The sequence below is a fragment of the Streptomyces sp. NPDC006655 genome (assembly GCF_040703965.1).
Taxonomy (GTDB): Bacteria; Actinomycetota; Actinomycetes; order Streptomycetales; family Streptomycetaceae; genus Streptomyces.
Genome location: NZ_JBEYJU010000030.1, coordinates 24,813 through 40,743 on the forward strand (window position 1 = coordinate 24,813; position 15,931 = coordinate 40,743).

Annotated in this window: 16 protein-coding genes; 15 read left to right on the forward strand and 1 reads right to left on the reverse strand. The window is 69.0% G+C overall.

The window, feature by feature from the left end; all coding sequences use genetic code 11:
- Window positions 1-39 precede the first annotated feature (39 nt).
- Entirely contained in the window at window positions 40-432 is a 393-nt protein-coding gene (locus tag AB0958_RS19330) for a helix-turn-helix transcriptional regulator (protein ID WP_366891660.1), read from the reverse strand.
- A 147-nt stretch (window positions 433-579) separates the two neighbouring features.
- On the opposite strand from AB0958_RS19330, the gene AB0958_RS19335 reads away from it, so the two are divergent.
- The 15 genes from AB0958_RS19335 to AB0958_RS19405 all read left to right on the forward strand — a co-directional run bounded on the left by AB0958_RS19335 (window position 580) and on the right by AB0958_RS19405 (window position 15,857).
- Entirely contained in the window at window positions 580-1,710 is a 1,131-nt protein-coding gene (locus AB0958_RS19335; RefSeq protein WP_366891661.1) for a conjugal transfer protein, read from the forward strand.
- 37 nt (window positions 1,711-1,747) lie between these two features.
- Window positions 1,748-1,981, forward strand: coding sequence for a hypothetical protein (locus AB0958_RS19340; protein ID WP_356313628.1), 234 nt, complete (start codon window positions 1,748-1,750; stop codon window positions 1,979-1,981).
- A 65-nt stretch (window positions 1,982-2,046) separates the two neighbouring features.
- Entirely contained in the window at window positions 2,047-2,532 is a 486-nt protein-coding gene (locus AB0958_RS19345) for a hypothetical protein (protein ID WP_366891662.1), read from the forward strand.
- Between the two features lie 15 nt (window positions 2,533-2,547).
- Complete coding sequence (locus AB0958_RS19350; protein WP_366891663.1) at window positions 2,548-5,097, forward strand: ATP-binding protein; 2,550 nt, start codon at window positions 2,548-2,550, stop codon at window positions 5,095-5,097.
- Window positions 5,094-5,708 (forward strand): hypothetical protein, encoded by a 615-nt coding sequence (locus AB0958_RS19355; protein ID WP_366891664.1) that lies wholly within the window; start codon window positions 5,094-5,096, stop codon window positions 5,706-5,708. Before AB0958_RS19350 ends, AB0958_RS19355 begins: the two co-directional genes overlap by 4 nt.
- Window positions 5,709-5,711: 3 nt before the next feature.
- Complete coding sequence (locus AB0958_RS19360) at window positions 5,712-7,844, forward strand: hypothetical protein (RefSeq protein ID WP_366891665.1); 2,133 nt, start codon at window positions 5,712-5,714, stop codon at window positions 7,842-7,844.
- Window positions 7,844-8,623, forward strand: coding sequence for a hypothetical protein (locus AB0958_RS19365; protein ID WP_366891666.1), 780 nt, complete (start codon window positions 7,844-7,846; stop codon window positions 8,621-8,623). The genes AB0958_RS19360 and AB0958_RS19365 overlap by 1 nt, the downstream gene beginning before the upstream one ends.
- Window positions 8,624-8,626: 3 nt before the next feature.
- Window positions 8,627-9,826, forward strand: a complete 1,200-nt coding sequence (locus AB0958_RS19370) for a peptidase M23 (RefSeq protein ID WP_366891667.1) — start codon at window positions 8,627-8,629, stop codon at window positions 9,824-9,826.
- A 61-nt stretch (window positions 9,827-9,887) separates the two neighbouring features.
- Window positions 9,888-10,292 (forward strand): Lsr2 family protein, encoded by a 405-nt coding sequence (locus AB0958_RS19375; protein WP_366891668.1) that lies wholly within the window; start codon window positions 9,888-9,890, stop codon window positions 10,290-10,292.
- Between the two features lie 54 nt (window positions 10,293-10,346).
- On the forward strand, window positions 10,347-10,508 hold the full coding sequence (locus AB0958_RS19380; RefSeq protein ID WP_366891669.1) for a hypothetical protein: 162 nt from the start codon (window positions 10,347-10,349) through the stop codon (window positions 10,506-10,508).
- Between the two features lie 10 nt (window positions 10,509-10,518).
- A complete protein-coding gene (locus tag AB0958_RS19385; protein WP_366891670.1) occupies window positions 10,519-11,394 on the forward strand; it encodes a hypothetical protein in 876 nt (291 codons plus the stop codon).
- A gap of 28 nt (window positions 11,395-11,422) precedes the next feature.
- Complete coding sequence (locus tag AB0958_RS19390) at window positions 11,423-12,169, forward strand: nuclease-related domain-containing protein (RefSeq protein WP_366891671.1); 747 nt, start codon at window positions 11,423-11,425, stop codon at window positions 12,167-12,169.
- A gap of 93 nt (window positions 12,170-12,262) precedes the next feature.
- Window positions 12,263-12,868: a hypothetical protein gene (locus AB0958_RS19395; protein WP_366891672.1), complete on the forward strand. Its 606-nt coding sequence runs from the start codon at window positions 12,263-12,265 to the stop codon at window positions 12,866-12,868.
- A 214-nt stretch (window positions 12,869-13,082) separates the two neighbouring features.
- Window positions 13,083-14,696: a hypothetical protein gene (locus AB0958_RS19400; RefSeq protein WP_366891674.1), complete on the forward strand. Its 1,614-nt coding sequence runs from the start codon at window positions 13,083-13,085 to the stop codon at window positions 14,694-14,696.
- 204 nt (window positions 14,697-14,900) lie between these two features.
- Entirely contained in the window at window positions 14,901-15,857 is a 957-nt protein-coding gene (locus AB0958_RS19405; RefSeq protein WP_366891675.1) for a hypothetical protein, read from the forward strand.
- The last annotated feature ends 74 nt before the right edge of the window (window positions 15,858-15,931 follow it).

Consider the following 15,931-nt stretch of genomic DNA (forward strand, 5'->3'; position numbering starts at 1 on the left):
TCAAACGGTCAGTGAATCTGTGAATCTTTATCGACAAAGTTATTTGCATGATCTCCGATATGGGACGCTCTTTCTGACGGTCTGTTCGCTCGCGCCGTATGCCGATTTAAGTATCGGCACCCATCGCTCGGGAAGCCCCTGGCGTCCCGTCTCGACGTCGCAATAGGTGCTGACTACGACCCCGAGAACGGCCGCAATCTGCTTCTGGGTGTACCCGTTGCGCACGCGCAGATCCCGCAGCGTGCAGGCATCTTGAGGGCCTTCGAGCAGGTCAGCAGGCGTGACGCCGAAGAAGTTCGCCAGGCTGGTGAGGTTGCCCGGATTCGGCGGCTGGTTCCTCGTTTCCCACGTGGATACGGTGCTGCGAGCACACCCCACCGCCTTCGCCAATTCCTGTTCGGTGATGCCCCGTAGACTGCGCAACTCGCGCACGAGCCATCCCCGAAGACGCTTAGTCTCCGCCCCCGGTCGCATGGCGTCGCACTCTACTCGGCCCGATACGAAATTTTTTGACGATCAGTAACGGACAGCGTACTGTCCAGAATCGGTCGGGCCTATCGCGGGGAGGGTCACTAGGGGATGAGCACGTTCAAGACCATCATGTGGAAGGTCCTCAACCTGCCCGAACCCCGAGACAAGCCCAAGCCCGAGCCTCAGACCGAAGACGAACGGGCGTCCGAAAAGGTTGCATCGGTGGCGCCCACGGGTGTGCAGCGCTGGACGGCCGCAGGCCAACGCCTCCAGGGCGAGACGGCCGCCGCCACAGCAACCGCTGTCGCGACGAAGCCTAAGCAAACGCGCGAAGCCGCCGCGCCATGGCGCATCGAGGACGAGAAAAGCGGTGCCAAGGCGCTGGCCAAGTTCGGCCGGGTCGTCCTGTGGGGCGTCGTCGCGCTGGCCGCGGTCACCGGCGTCAGGTCCTGGTTCTGGCCGGACCAGCCCCAAGCACCGACGACGGTCAAGGTGAAGGAAGGGCCGACGTATCCCGTCGAGGAGGCGCAGGCCATCGCCGGACGCTTCTCGCGCTCGTACCTCACGTGGGACGAGTCGGACCGCGACGCGCGGGCCAAGGCCCTCGCGCGCGACATGCCCAAGGGGTACGACACCACCGCGGGGTGGAACGGCAAGGGGACGCAAAACGTTGTCGCGACACTGCCCGGCACCGTCACCGATCTCGGCGACAAGCGGGCCCGGGTGCACGTCGACGTCCTGGTGAGCGTCCCTGGCAAACCGGCGACGGGAAAGAACAAGACCGCCGCCCCGGCCGAGCAGAAGTGGATGGGCCTGGAAGTGCCCGTCCTCTACACATCCGGGCGCATCGTTGTCACCGGCCAGCCCGGCATCGTCGGCGTACCGACGAGCGGCCCGTCCGTCACGGACCAGACGACGGTGGAGAGCGACGTCGTCCTCGCCGACCAGACCAAGGGCACGGTCGAGACGTTCTTCACCGAGTACTCCAAGGGCGACGCGGACACTGTCACCGCCCCGGGCGCCACGGTCCCGCCGCTGCCGACCGGCATGAACCTCGGCGACATCCAGAGCTGGACCGTCGACAAGGGGACGGGCAGCGACCGCACCGGTACCGCGGTCGTTGTCTGGGACGTCTCGGGTGCCGAACTCACACAGACCTACCGGGTCGAGCTGACCCGGGTGGCCTCAGCCGCCGCCGAGCGCTGGCAGGTCGCAGAGGTCCACGGCGGAGCGTCGTGAGCTTCCGTCTGCACGCAATGAACGAGGGGAAAGAGGCATGAACCTGGCGTTGACCTCAGGCGCCGACCTGAAGGTCTGGGTGTTCCTGATCGCGGGGAACGCCTTCCTGATCATCCTGGCGGTCCGTGCTATCGGGCACTACGCGAAGCGCGAGTGGGGCGAACTGATCGGCCACATCCTGGCGGGTGTTGTGGTGGCCGGCTTCGTCTTCGCGACGGACACCACGAAGAACATGCTCGTCGAGATCTGGAACAAGGTCGCGGGCGCATGACCCGGCTCGGGCACACCTACACGCGGCATTTCGATCTTGAAACGAGGCAGCACGAAATCCTGGGGATGGACCTTGGAGAGGGCCCGTCCCGCCGCCTCCTGGTCACCGGCGCGGCGATCTACGCAGTGTGGACAGGGGGTCTGCTGCTGCTGTTCGGGATGCCCAGCCAGCTGACGTTCACGCTCTACTTCGCGCCGCCCGCCGTCATCACCTACTACGGCGCACAGCGCAGCCGCAAGAACGAACGGCGCTGGAACCTCACCCGATGGGCCCTGACCGTCCGCTACCTGACGGTGGGACACCGCCCCATCGTCAACGGCGGCCGCCGGGCCGCGGAACGCGTCGAATGGCTCCCGCTGCGGGCCAGGCTCGGAGAGCGGGTCGAGAAGTTCCTTGACCTGCCCGGCATGGGGATCTTCGAGGGCGCTTTCGGCGGGAGCGAGCCGGGCCCGACAGCGGGGCGGCCCACGCGGTTCGACGTCCGGCCGCGGCTGTACGGGCCCGATGCGGTGTACCGGGCACGGAAGCGGACGCCCAGCAAGAAGCAGTAGAAGAGGGGTACGGGGATGAAGATCGCTAGGGGTATCGGCCGCTTTCTGGGCGTCGCGGGGGACCGCGCGGCGCCGCCGCCGCGTTACGTCGCGCTCGCGGACGGCGTCCTGGTCACCGAGACCCACGCCGAGGCGTGGTACGTGCTGGGCGCCAGCAACACCGACCTGATGAGCGAGTCCGCGAGAGACACCGAGCACGACCAGGCGTCCAGCGCGCTCGCCCGCATCCTTGCCGGACACGACTGTCACTTGCGGATCCTGTGGAGCCCGCTGAACGCCGAGGACTACCGGGGCGAGGCTGAAAGCCTGTTCTCGGCGGGCAACTTCGAGGAATGGGCGGACGTCCGCATCGCGCGCCTGGACGACCTGTCCCTCCCGTCCCGTCACCTCCTGCTCGGCGTACGCATCCAGGAGCGGGCCGGTCACGCGCAGGCCCGCGGCCGCAGCGGCGTTCAGGACGCCTTCGGCCTCAGCTCGACATCCGTTCCTCAACGTGAACTCGCCCGCCTGGACGCCCTTGCCCGCAGGCTCGGCCGCCAGCTGGAGGCGACGCCATGGAGGGCGCAGCCGGCCCCGGTTGAGATGCTGGCCTGGATGATCGCGCGCGAGCAGCACCGGGTCACCGAGCTGCCCACGCCGACCGCGAACGGGCAGATCACCGGCGCGAAGCTGGCCCACCTGACCCGCGGCCGGGTGCTGCCGTACCCCGACCACGTGCGCGTCATCGACGCGCAGGGCGAAGTCGCCGCGTGGACCGCGGTGTTGACCCTGGACGGCTTCCCCGAGGAGATGGAGAGCCCGGGGCCGGGGGAGTGGCTGCGGGCCCTCTCGGAGATCACGTACGTCCCGGAGTACGACGAGGAAGGCGTCGACCCGGACGTCCAGATCCTTCCCGTCAACGTCGAGGCGTCGATCCGGTTCAGGGTGCTGCACCGCCGCGATGCGCTCAAGCAGATCGAAGAGGTCCGCCGTCTGGCCAAGGAACAGCGCCAGTCGGCGGCGAAGCACAGCGCTGGTGAGACAGCGCTGGAGATCGAGGAGACCGAGGAGGTCATGGCGGCGCTCTCGCGTGACATGAAGCGCGAGGACGTGACGCTGATGGAGGATCACCCGCGGCTGGTCATCAGCAGCGACGTGTCCCTCCACGACCTCCGTTCCAAGATCGACGCCGTGATCGGCTTCTACGGCGGTCTGGGGATCGACATTTCCGTGGGGGAGGAGGAGCAGAGGGACCTGTGGCTGGAGTCCCTGCCCGGTGACAAGGTCCGGGTGCCCGACCTCTCCCACATCCGCACGGTGAGCGCCTTCGCCGGGAGCTGGTTCTGGGGCGGCGCGTCCGTCGGCGACGACGACGGCCCGATCATCGGATACCTGACCGGCTCGACTCCCGGCGTCGTGAGAAACGACCTGACGGGCGGCTCGGCCAGGGGCGACGCCACGACGACCGCGCTCATCGGACGGTCCGGTCGAGGCAAGACGACCGCGCTGATGATGATGCTGCTGGACGCGGCCTTCCGGGGCAGCTGGGTCCTGGCCCTGGACTTCAAGGGCGACATGGGAGGACTGGTCGCCGCCGGGCAGCGGTTTGGGCTCAACGCCCACCTGGTCGAGGCGGGCAGCCAGTACGCCGGCGTCTGCGACCTGTTCACCCTGCTGTCCGGGGAGAGCGCCGAGCGGGCGCAGACCGAGGTCCCCGCCCAACTCGGCATCGCGCTGCCTCAGCACCTGCGGGCACGCGGCGCGGAGACACCGATCCAGTCCGCGGTCAACGAGGTGATCGCCCAGGGCGACCCGGAGACCTGGAAGGTCATCGAGCACCTGCGACGCTCGACAGACGACCTGGCCCGCGAGACGGGCGAGGCCCTTCACGAACTGGCACAGACCAGCCTCGGAGCCCCGTTCATGGGCAAGCCGTCCGGGGCCGCCCTCATGAGGACCGAGCCCGGCATCTGGGTAGTGCAGATTCCCGGCATCACCCTGCCGAGCCCCGACGACCACCGCGACGACTGGTCCGTGCACCAGCGGCTCTCGGTCGCCCTGGTCCACTCGATGCTGGCCTTCGGTATCTCGATGGCCGGCCGCAAGGACCTGCGCGGCCTGCGCAAGGCCATCGCCGTGCCCGAGGTGCACGTGCTGACCGCCACGCGCGAGGGGTCGAGCTTCCTGCAGTACCTCGCCCGGGTCGGCCGGGCCCTTCAGACCGCGCTCGTCATCGACACCCAGGACCCCGAGTCGTTCGCCAAGCTGACCGGCCTGATCGAGCAGATCACGACCATGTTCGGATTCCAGCTGACGTCGGCCGAGCAGCAGGACGCCCTTGCCGCCCTGCTGGACCTCCCGGTCGGCCCGCACACTCGGGCCCTGATCCAGGCCATCGGCGTGGACGTCACACAGGAGGTCCGCCACGGTCACGCGATCATGCGCGACCGGCGGTTCCAGAAGGCGACCGTGCAGTTCGACGTGCCGTCGGAGGAACTGCTGACGCTGCTGAGCACGACGCCGAAGATCGACGACGGCGCCGCAGGGACCAACTTGACCAAGGAACCGCAGGGGGTGGGCGTATGAAGCTGAAGCGCGCCGTCACGGCGGCCGCGGTGGCGGTCGCGGCACTCGTCATCGCCGGATGCTCGTCGGACACCGGCAAGACGAAGAACCCGGGCAGCCAGAGCAGCGGCGACACCGCGGCGACCGCGGTGAAGTTCGCCCAGAAGTACCAGGAGACCGTCAACGACCAGGACTGGCAGCGGGCTTGCCAGATGAGGACCGAGCGTTACCGCCACGGAACCGTCCAGCAGTGCGTCACCGACAACACGGAGACCGAGACGGCCAGCCCCACCCCGTCGCCGAGCGAGAGCACGGTGCCCCCGCTGCAGCGGGCAGACGGGTCGGTCGTCCAGCCGAAGCAGACGCCCACCGCGAGCGGGCCCGACCGGGCGGAGACCGGCGCGGTCACGGCCAGCAGCCCGGTATCCGTGGCAGCGATCGGCGAACACCCGGCGGGAACCGGCGTGTTGGTCGAGTACAAGGTCGTCTGGCCCGACAGCACCACGACGTCCCGCCGTGCGCTGCGAGTGGTGAAGGACGGCGACCAGTGGCTGGTCGACCAGGCCGAGGACATCGCGGCATCGGACGACGCGCACGGCAACCCAGTCCGTGACGCCCTGATGAGGGGATGAACCGTGTTGGAGCGCAAGACCTACCGGTTCAGCGTGCTCAAGCTGCTGATCTGGCTGCAGAACCTGCGGATGCCCCGCAAGCGCACCCTGCTGATTCCCCTGCTCGGCATCTACGTCACGCTCATGGTCACGGCCCAGTCGGCATGGGCGAAGGACATCACGCCGGTCGGCGTCGGTGACCTCCTGCCCTCGCCCAGCATCCCGTGGACGAAGGGACAGGGCACCCTCTACGAGGAGTACGGCAACCCGCTCCTCTTCCAGATCGACAGCGACTACGGCATGTGGGACGTGCTCGACCCGATCATGGAGGTCCCGGCCGACATCTGCATGGGTCTGACCGCCACCGTCGGGTCCGCGTGCGTCCTCCTCGTTCAGTGGATCTTCAACGTCACCAGCATTCCACCGCTGGAACAGGCCATGACCAAGTCGATCGGCGGGGCGGCGAGCACCCTCACGACGACGCTGCTGCCCTCCGCGATGGCTATCGGTGCCCTGGTCGCGTGGGCCAACCACCGCAAGGCGGCGGGCTCCAGCCTTGGACAGCTGGGATGGGTCGCGGTCTCGGCGATCTTCTCGATCTCGCTGCTGACGTCTCCTCAGACCTGGGTGAACGGGATCGACTCGGTCCGCAACGTGGGTGCCTCGGTTGCGATGAACGCGACCAGCGCGGGCATCGGGGACGGCACCAAGGAGCCCATCGACCTCGGCCACAAGACCACCTACGGCGACAACGAGCGCGACAACATGCTCAGGAAGTCCAGCGACGCCGTCTGGCGGGCGTATGTCGTGACGCCCTGGTGTGTGAGTGAGTTCGGCAGTCTCGAAGCGTGCAAGAAGTACGGGAAGGATCTGCTTGACCAGGGCATCAGCAAGAGCAAGCGCAAGGACTGGCTCAACGACCACGTAGGCGGAGACCAGGTCGGCGGTGACTCGAATAACTGGATCGACGGGCACCAGCCGGTCGGCCGCATCATGGTGGCCGTCCCCGCCCTCATCTGCGTCGTCTTCTTCGCCGCCCTGGTGCTGGCCCTGGCGTTCGCATCCCTGGCCTCACTGCTCGGGGCATTGATGCTGCTGCTGTCCGGGGTGATCTTCGCCTGTTTGTGGATCATCCCAGGCCGGCCCCGGCAGTGGGGCATGAGGTGGTTCGACTTCCTGATCGGGTTCTGCCTGCAGAGCGGTGTCGCGACTATGACGCTCGGCGCGGTCCTCGTGGTCACCACCGCGTCGACGACCATGATGGGCCAGTACGGCTACATCCCCGCCGCCGGCATCAGCATCGCCACTGGTGTCGTCGCGTTCCGCTTCAAGTCCATCATGGAGTCGATCACCGGCGTGACCGGCATGACCAGTCCGGCGATGGCGATCGGTGGTCTGCTTGCCGCACGTGGCGCGGCCAAGGCCGGATGGGGCCTGACCAAGGCCACCGGCCGAGGCCTCGGTGCCCTGTCCCGCATGCGGCTGCCCCGGCTGCCGCGACGCGGCCGCGGCGGCGGGGGAGGGGGAGGCGGCGAAGGCGGCGCGGTGCCCCAGCTTCCCGGAGGCGGTAGCCCCGGCGCGCTCGGAGGTGTCCCGCGCCGGCCCATGCCGCCGCTGCCCTCCGCGCAGGGAGCCCAGGCATCGCTGCCCGGCAGCTCCAGCCGAAGGGAAGTCGGCCCGCTCACCAGCCGTCCGGAACTGCCGTCGTCGACTGCCCCCGCCCGCGGCCGCTCGGTGGCCGACGGACCGGCCAAGGCGATCCCCGGAAGCCGCCGCCCGGCGGAGGTCACCGGAGCACCCTCCCGTCCGGCCCTGCCTGCGGGCACCGGTGCCAGCGGCACTCAGACCGCAGCGTCGAGCGGTTCCGCCAACGGCGGCCGCGCGGCCGCGCAGTCCACACAGACGTCCACCGCCCGGCCGTCCTCCACCTTGCGGCCCGAGTCGGGAGACTCGCCGAACTACACCTTCCGGCACGGTCCCAGGACCGGCGCTTCGGCCCCGAAGGTGATCAAGGGTGAGGTCATCCGCAGCACGCCGAACCGGCCGGGCGGGTCGACCGGGCCGAACCCGAGCCGTCCGCAGACCAGCAACAACCGGGGATCCCGCAACCGCGGGCGCCGCCTGGCGGTGCCGGGGATCCGTCGCAGGGGGAACTAGTGGCAGACGACAAGGACAAGCCGCGTACCGCAGCGGACTTCCGGGAGCTGCTGAAGGAGCACTACGAGGTTCCGGAGGAGACCCGCAAGGGCAAGCGCCGGGAACGGCGCCGGGCCCGGAAGGAGCACCGGCAGAAGCAGCGGGTGAACACCCGTCAGGTCCTGGAAGAGGAACGCCGCAGGGAGCCGATGACCGCCGCGGGGGCGGCCGTCATCATCGCTGTCATCCTCGGCGCGGGCTTCGCCGCAACCCACTGGTGGGGCAAGGGCGATGACGGCGGGCGTACGACGGTGGCCACCAGCCCCACCCCGACGGTCACGGACGACGGGGAGAGCGGCGCGAGCTCCACACCGAGCGCGCCGGCCTCGCCCTCCCCCTCGTCTTCCGTGGCGGTGGACCTGAGCACGCCGGAGAAGACCGCCGAAGGGTGGGCGCGCGTCTACCTGGCCCGCAACCCGCCCGTCGACCTGAAGCACGAGACGGTCGTCGAGCGGGCGGCGCCCTGGATGACGGACGCCCTGACGAAGAACCTCATCGGCAACGACGACAAGCTCTGGAACGACCTGGTGTCGAACGGCGGCGTGTCCACGGTGACCGGCGTGGACGTGGGCAAGGCCGCCCAGGGGCTGCCCGTCGACACCCCGCTGAGGGTGTGGCGGAAGGTCACGGTGCAGACCTCGGTCGAGGGCTACAAGAAGTACGACAAGACGATCGTGCTGCAGGCCGAACTCACGCACAGCGGAAGCGACTGGCGTGTGTCGCGGGTGCTGGGGGTCTGATCAGTGGACTCGCGCCAGGCCGCATTCATGGCCGCGGGGGTGGCGCGGCGCGGGGCGGCGATAAAACTCGCCGTCCCCGCGGCCATCCTCTTCTTCGTCCTGCTTCTGTCCCTCGGGATCGTCGGCGGCATCGCCGGAAGCAGCCAGGCATCCGCCTCTTCCTGCGGCAGTGCCGGACAGCCTGACACCGAGTACGGCGATGGCACCGAGACGGGGGGCACCGACGACACCAACGGGCTGCACGCCCAGCAGCTGGCCAACGCCAAGATCATCGACCAGGAGGCGACCAAGGCGGGTCTCCCCGGCCGGGCCACGCTCATAGGCCTGATGACGGCCCTGCAGGAATCGACCCTGATCAACCTGGACCACGGTGACCAGGACTCGGTGGGGCTGTTCCAGCAGCGGCCGTCCTCAGGCTGGGGCACCAAGGCCCAGATCATGGACCCGCACTACTCGGCCCGCATGTTCTTCCTCGGTGACAAGGACGGCAGCCCGCAGGGGCTCGCCGACAAGAACTGGGAGAGCATGGGGCTTGGCGAGGCCGCCCAGGCTGTTCAGCACTCGGCATACCCGAGCCTGTACGACGGCCAGGAGTCCGAGGCCCGCAGCATCGCGAAGGAAGCCGGGATCAACCTGGACCGGACCGGCAAGGCCACCGGGAACCAGCCGACCGCCGACGCCTCCGGCGACACCGGGGACACGACAGGCCAGACCCCGACCACCCGGTGCAACGACAACAGCGACGACACCAGCACCGCCAAGCCCGGCACCGCCTTCCACGACGGTGACTCCCCCTGGCCGGCAGAGGTGAAGAACCCTCGCTCGGCCGCGGACGCCATCAAGTGGGCACAGCAGGAAGCCGACAGCGGCTCCAGCGACTGGTACCGCCAGTGCCTGGCCTTCGTCTCGCAGGCGTACGGATGGAACTTCAGCGGCACGACGTACGCCATAGACCACTACTACGAGATGCCGATGAGTATGAGGCACAACCGGGACAGGAACCCCCCGGTCGGAGCGCTCATGTACTGGCGGACCAGCAGCAGGGCCGGGCACGTCGCGATCTACGTCGGCAACGGCCAGATCGCGTCGAACGACATCCGCACCCCGGGGCACATCTCCATCGTCCCGGCCACCGACATCGAGTCCAAGTGGGGTTCCACGTACGTAGGTTGGGCGCCCCCCTACTTCCCCAAGGGCGGATAACCGGTGTCCGGTGTCAGAGCCCTCTGAGACGATCTAGGCAGAGCAAAAGGGAGACAAAGGGATGGCTGAGAGGACGATCCTCGTCGACGATCTCGACGAGGAGACCACCGAGGGCGTTGAGCGGGTCGAATTCAGTTGGCTGGGCAAGGACTACGAGATCGACCTCAGCACCGTCCACGTGGACGAGTACACCGACCTGCTGGCCCCGCTGCTGAAGGCTGCCCGCGTCAAGCAGGCGGGCGGCCGTAAGGGCAGCAAGACGAAGGCGAAGACGGACAGCGCGGAGACGAAGCGGATCCGCGAGTGGGGGAAGGCGAACGGGTACGAGGTCCCGGACCGCGGACCCGTACCGGCCAAGGTCCGCGAGGCGTACGCCACGGCCCAGAGCGCGACGCAGGAGCCAGCAGTCCCGGCACAGGGCCAGCCGGAAACCGCGGCGACGCAGAACCCGTATGCCGGTCGCTAGCAGCAGCCAGGCGAGGGCCGTCCGCCGTCACCTCCCGACCACGGGGTGCTGTCCGTGAACTCGACCAAGGAGTTCGCGGACAGCCTCCCGTGGCGCGTCGCGGTCTGCCGGACCCTGCGGCCCCCGGCGGCCGCACTGCCCGCCGAACTCGACGCCACCCAAAGACGCTGTGCAGCCACCCGGACTGACCCCGACCGGTTGCACAGGGAGCAGTAAGGAAGAGCCGATGCCCGTTGTGACAGACCTGGACGCCGTCCCCCTGACCCCCGTCTACACCATCGTCATCACCGAGGACGACCAGGCCAGCGTGGACGGACAGTCGGTCGAGAAGCTGCACGGCCAGGACGCTCGCGAAGCTGCCCTGGCCGATGTCCGGGAACGGGCCGCCCGCCGAGGTCATCCCGTGCGGGTCAACGCCAAAGAGCCAGACGGCAGCGTGTGGCCGCTGATCGTCGACTACGACGGCGCGGTCACTCCGCTGGAGGCCCCGCACCCTGCCCCTCCGGCCCCTGCCCTTCCAGCGCAGGCACCCGCCCCGGTGTACTCCGCGCCAGCGGGTGAACCATCCCTCCCCCCGCCGACCGGTGAGCCCGTGATCCCCGCGCCGGCCGCCCCCGTCGTCGACTGGATGGCTCCGCTGCCCGAGGAGTTCCGGGAGATGTTCGAGCAGGTGAAGGGCGCAGACGCAACAGGGCAGTTGGCCGCGGCCGCCGTCGCGGCGCAGGACCTCGAAGACGCCCTGGACGACGCTTTCGGCCCCGTCCACCCGTACACCGTGAACGTCCTCGCCGTTCGGGCCTACCTGAACCTGCGCATGGGGCATTGGGCGATGGCCATGGCGTTGTATCTGCAGGCCGCCGAGCGTCGGCACCAGCAGCAGGCTCCTCGGGAGGAGACTCTGCGGCTTGCCCGCCAGGGTCACTTCTGCTGGAAGCACCTTGCGAAGCCGTCGCCCAAGTACCCCGGCGCGTACGACCCCGCGACCGCGATCCAGTGGACCGCTGAGGTCCTGCGCGTCCTGAGGACGGTCGGCGCCGAGGAGGTCATCGTCGTGACCACCGAGAAGTGGGCGGCCGAACTGCCGTCCGCCGCCGCTTCCTGACACACCGACCACGAGGGGGGAGACACCGATGGCGATCCGCGTCGGCGCCGGCCAGTCCGCGCAGAACGAGTACGAACGGCGCCTTCGGTCCTGGCGGACCGCATCCCGGCGCAGGTTCCTGTTCGGCCTGCCCGTCGTACTTGTCATCGCGGCCCTGCTGGAATGGTGGGTCGGCTGGCACACCACGGGTGTCCCGCTGTACGGGCACGTCTCCGCACTCGCGGTGATCATGGCGTGGTGCGGATCGTTCGCAACCCCCCAGCACGTGAAGGCCTGGCGGTCCGGAGCCGAGGGCGAGCGCAAGACGGCTCGGATCCTCGCCCCGCTGGCCCGCCGCGGGGCGGTCATCCTCCACGACCGGGCCATCCCCGGACGGAAAGCCAACCTTGATCATCTTGCCATCGGCCACTGGGGCATCGCGTACGTTGATACGAAGAACTGGCAGGTCAAGGACGCGCGAGTAGCTGTCAGCAAGGACGGCCGGACCCTTTGGTATGGGCGTTACGCCCAGAACAAGACGGTCGACACAGTGAAGGGGGAGGCACGGTCGGCCGCCGCTGCCCTCCGGCGCCACGTCGTCGTCGACGTCCAGCCGATCATCGCCGTGCAGGGTGCTCGTGTCGGCCGCCGCGGCTCTCTCGTGTTCGACGGGGTGACCATCGTGGAGGCCCGCCGCCTGGCTCGCCACCTCCGCCGCCAGCGGAAGGCCTTCCTGCCGCTGCCCGTCGCCGAGATCGGACGGCTTGCCGACGAGGTGCTGCCCCCCAAGCGGTAGAGCTGAAAATTCAGACGCAAATAAACGCGCCAATGGAGGGCGGATTTCGCCACTCTATTGGCGTGATGCTTGTGTGGGCTGTTTAATGAGTGTATGGCAGCAACCAAGCGAGTCACCATTCACATGTCGCCGGACCTGGCGCTGAGGATCAGTAGCACCGCCCGCTCATACAGGGAGGCGGAAAAGACGTGGCGTCGCCTTTCCCTGGAAAGTGCCACCACTTCCGCGCAGAAGAAATCCATTCGGATTGAGGCGGAGCTTCGTCGCCCTACTGAATGGCCAACGGAAGACCACTTGGCGGAGGCGTGCCTCCGAGGCCGCATGGCCCAGCCCGACCTTGCCCGGGATTGGGAGCCCCTGACGGAAGAGGAGAGGGTCGCCCTGACGCTGCCCGGGATGTGGCCTGGGTCCGAACGGCCGGGCGAGGACTTCAGCGCCGCGTTCGCGTGCACCCTTGACTATGACCTGGTCTGGCAAGCCCGAACGGCGGCATGGAGGATCAGCGAGCCCTGGATCAAGGTGATCCTGGCCGAGGGGCTGGGGAACCTGCGAGGGCTCAGCCCTGAACAGCGCGAACGGCGCCAGGCGCTCGGCGCCCACGTGATCACCTTTGGCGCGATCGTCCGTCAGGGCATCAAGAAGCACTGGCCAACCAAGGGTGTCACCCTTTTTTCGGAGGAAACAGCGAAAGGGTCATGACCAATAACGTTATTATGCCGCACGTTCTATTTCGGCCTTCTCGTTCCGCGTTTACTGCAGAGTGTCTTTTCTGCTTGCGCTGCTGTATCTGTCGGTGTTATTCAATTGGGTGTCAGGTTGTTTCTCTGGAAGGGGCAAGGTGAATCAGGAAGCCGTTGAAGTGACGGCCGGAGCGACTTCTGAGGATCGTCCTCGGGTCGTCAACGGAACTCAGTTGGCGGGTGAGCTCGGCATCTCGCCGGGGATGGTGACCCGGGGGCTGGAGCTGGGGCTGATCCCGCCGCGGGACAAGTCGCGCGGGTGGTCGCGCGAGGTCGCCGACGAGATCGCCCAGCGGGTCGAGGTGATCCGCGAGGGGATCGCGGACCGCGAAGGTCTCGGCTCCCGGCGTACTGCGGAGATGCTGGCCGAGCTGACCGGACTCGCGGTCGAGGCGGCCGACGTGCCGCCCCTCGCTGAGCGGTCGAGGCTCAGGGTCGTCGACGAGTACAAGGGGCACCCGCTGTACTCGGTGAAGGACGCGAGGGCCCTGGGGGAGTCGAAGGAGGCCCGCTCCGTGCTGTCCGAGCTGATCGCGGCCCGGAAGGCGGAGACGGCTCGCCGTGAGGCCGAGTGGCAGGCGTGGGTCGAGGTGAGTCTCCCGCCCGGCGAGGCGGCCGGGCGGCTGGGCTGGACGGTTCACGAGCTGGAGAAGACCGCCCAGGCGGGGCGGATCAGCACGGGCAAGGGGGGCCGGTACGCGACCGCCGACCTGGACGAGCTTGCCGCGGACGAAGAGCTCTGCGAGCAGGTGACGGGCGACCGGCTGATCCGAGGCGACGAGGCGGCCGGACTGCTGGAGATCCGGTACCCGACGGATTGGAAGTACGTCGTCGATGCGGGATGGGTCCAGCCGAAGACCTTCACGCAGGCCCAGGTCGGGCGCCGCCGGTGGATCGACGTGCCGCTGTATGTGACGCGCGATGTCGAGGCCCTGCGGGATCTGCCCGGCGTGCCGTGGGAGGAGGTCCGCGCGGTCCGGGCCGGGGAGCCGAGTCCCCTGCGGGAGTACGTCAGCCGGGTACCGAGCAGGGCCGAGGCGATCCATGCCTTCGCCGCCGGCCTCGCCGATCGCCACCAGGTCGAGGTCTGGGCCTATCACGACGACCGCACCGGCGCGTGGGAACTGGACTGGACGCACGGCGACCAGGAGGGGCCCACGCGTGAGCAGGTCGCCGCCGAACTCCGGGCCGACCCGCAGGCCGCCCGGCACCGGGCGGACATCCAGGTGGGCGGCACCCGATGGGGACGCCAAGCCCGGTGGGCGCGCGAGGTGCTGGCGACGGGCAACCCGGTGGTGCTGTGCACCAGGTCCTCGGGCACACCGACGACCGACATGGAGACCACCGAAGTCATCGAGGTCGCCGTCATCGACGTGGCCACCGGCAAGGCACTGCTCAACCGCCGGGTGCGGCCGACCGTGCCGCTGGGCGAGCGCAGGGTCAGCGGTCTGACCGACGAAGACCTTGCGGACGCGCCCGAGTGGGAGCGTGTCCTGTCCCGGGTACGGAATGTGACCCGCGGACGGCTGATCGTCCCGTGCCACCCCGGGGACGACCGGAAGCGCATCGTCGAGGACACCGAACGGGCGGGCAAGCGGCCGATGCACCTTGCCGCCGCCGAGTCGTGGGCCCTGGCCGACACGGACCGCCCGCTGGACCAGGTCACCGGCTGGTCCGCGCTCAAGGGCTGCGAGTACGTGCGGGATGAGCTGCTGCGGCGCTCACGCGGCCGGGGCCGCGCTCACCTCCCCCAGACCCGGACGGAATTGGGCCCGCACACCGGCTGAGGTCCGCTAGCCTGAAACGAGGTCGCCATGCTGCGACGACCATGGCCGAGTAGTCCGGGCCCGTGACCCGGACGGCGACGACAGCCCGAACCCGCCCCGCGGGAATCGACAGCACCAGATGACGAAGTCCGCTTCCAGGTCCGCTCTGTCCTTCAGGCGTGCCCGGGTCACGGGACCGCGTGCGCCGGAGAACGAGAGCCGACCATGACGGACAGCAACCAGGCCCGGAAGAACGCCGCCCGCCGACGGAAGCAGCAGACCGGCCAGGGCTACCAGGCAGCCCAGCAGGACGTACAGCGCGAACGGATGGGCTTCGACGACGCCGCCGGGCCCACCGAGTACCGGCCCCAGACCGCCGGCACTGGCTACTTCTGCGCGTGGGGTGCGGAGGAACTGCTCGGTACGGAGCAGCTGAGCATGCTCGTCGAGCACGCGGAGAAGCACGGACGCCCCGACGCGGCCGACAAGATCATGTGCGGCCTGTGTGACAAGCCCATCGACGTCACCAGGGAGCCGGAGGTTCACCTCGGCCTGGCGCTCCGCGAGGTCCAGCACCCGGGCGAACCGGTCACGGAGATGACGTTCCCGGTGTGGACACACGAAGCCTGCGGGCACACCCGGGTCTGGTCCTGGTCACAGCTCACGCTGGAGCGGCGCCGTCGCGGGCTGCGCGTCGACACCGCCGACCTCCCGCCCAAGGAGCACCGCCGCAACAGGGTGCCGGTGGAGGACTACTACATGTTCACCGCGCCGCCGAACAGTGCGCCCCTCTTCTACCTACAGCCCGGTTCCAAGCACCGTCACGGCTCCCTCGGATTCCGAGCCGACCGGCTGTCGGACGGCTTTCCCGCGCTCGACCTGTCCCGGCAGCAGGCGCGCACGCTGCCGGAGTGGTCGATCGCTGCGGACCGCACCGGCCTGTCATACATCGAGCGGCAGGGCACCGGCCGCTGGTACCAGCCGTCCCGTCCCTGGTCCCCGCCGGCCGCGTGGCTCGCGGCCGCGCACTACCACCAGAGCGTCATCTTCCTGACCGCCCCGGCCGGTTCGGTGCCGCCCACGCAGTTGGAGGCGGGCACCGGTGACCTCTCCGCACTGTTCGCCGTGGGCCGCGCAGACCTGTTGTTCGGCGCCCGGATGACCGTCGTCGGCCTCGCCTGACGGCGGGCAGGGCCCTCCGCTACTTCTGGCCTGGTCCCGGCACGGCCCGGGGCCGACGTGACCAGGCCCTTCGC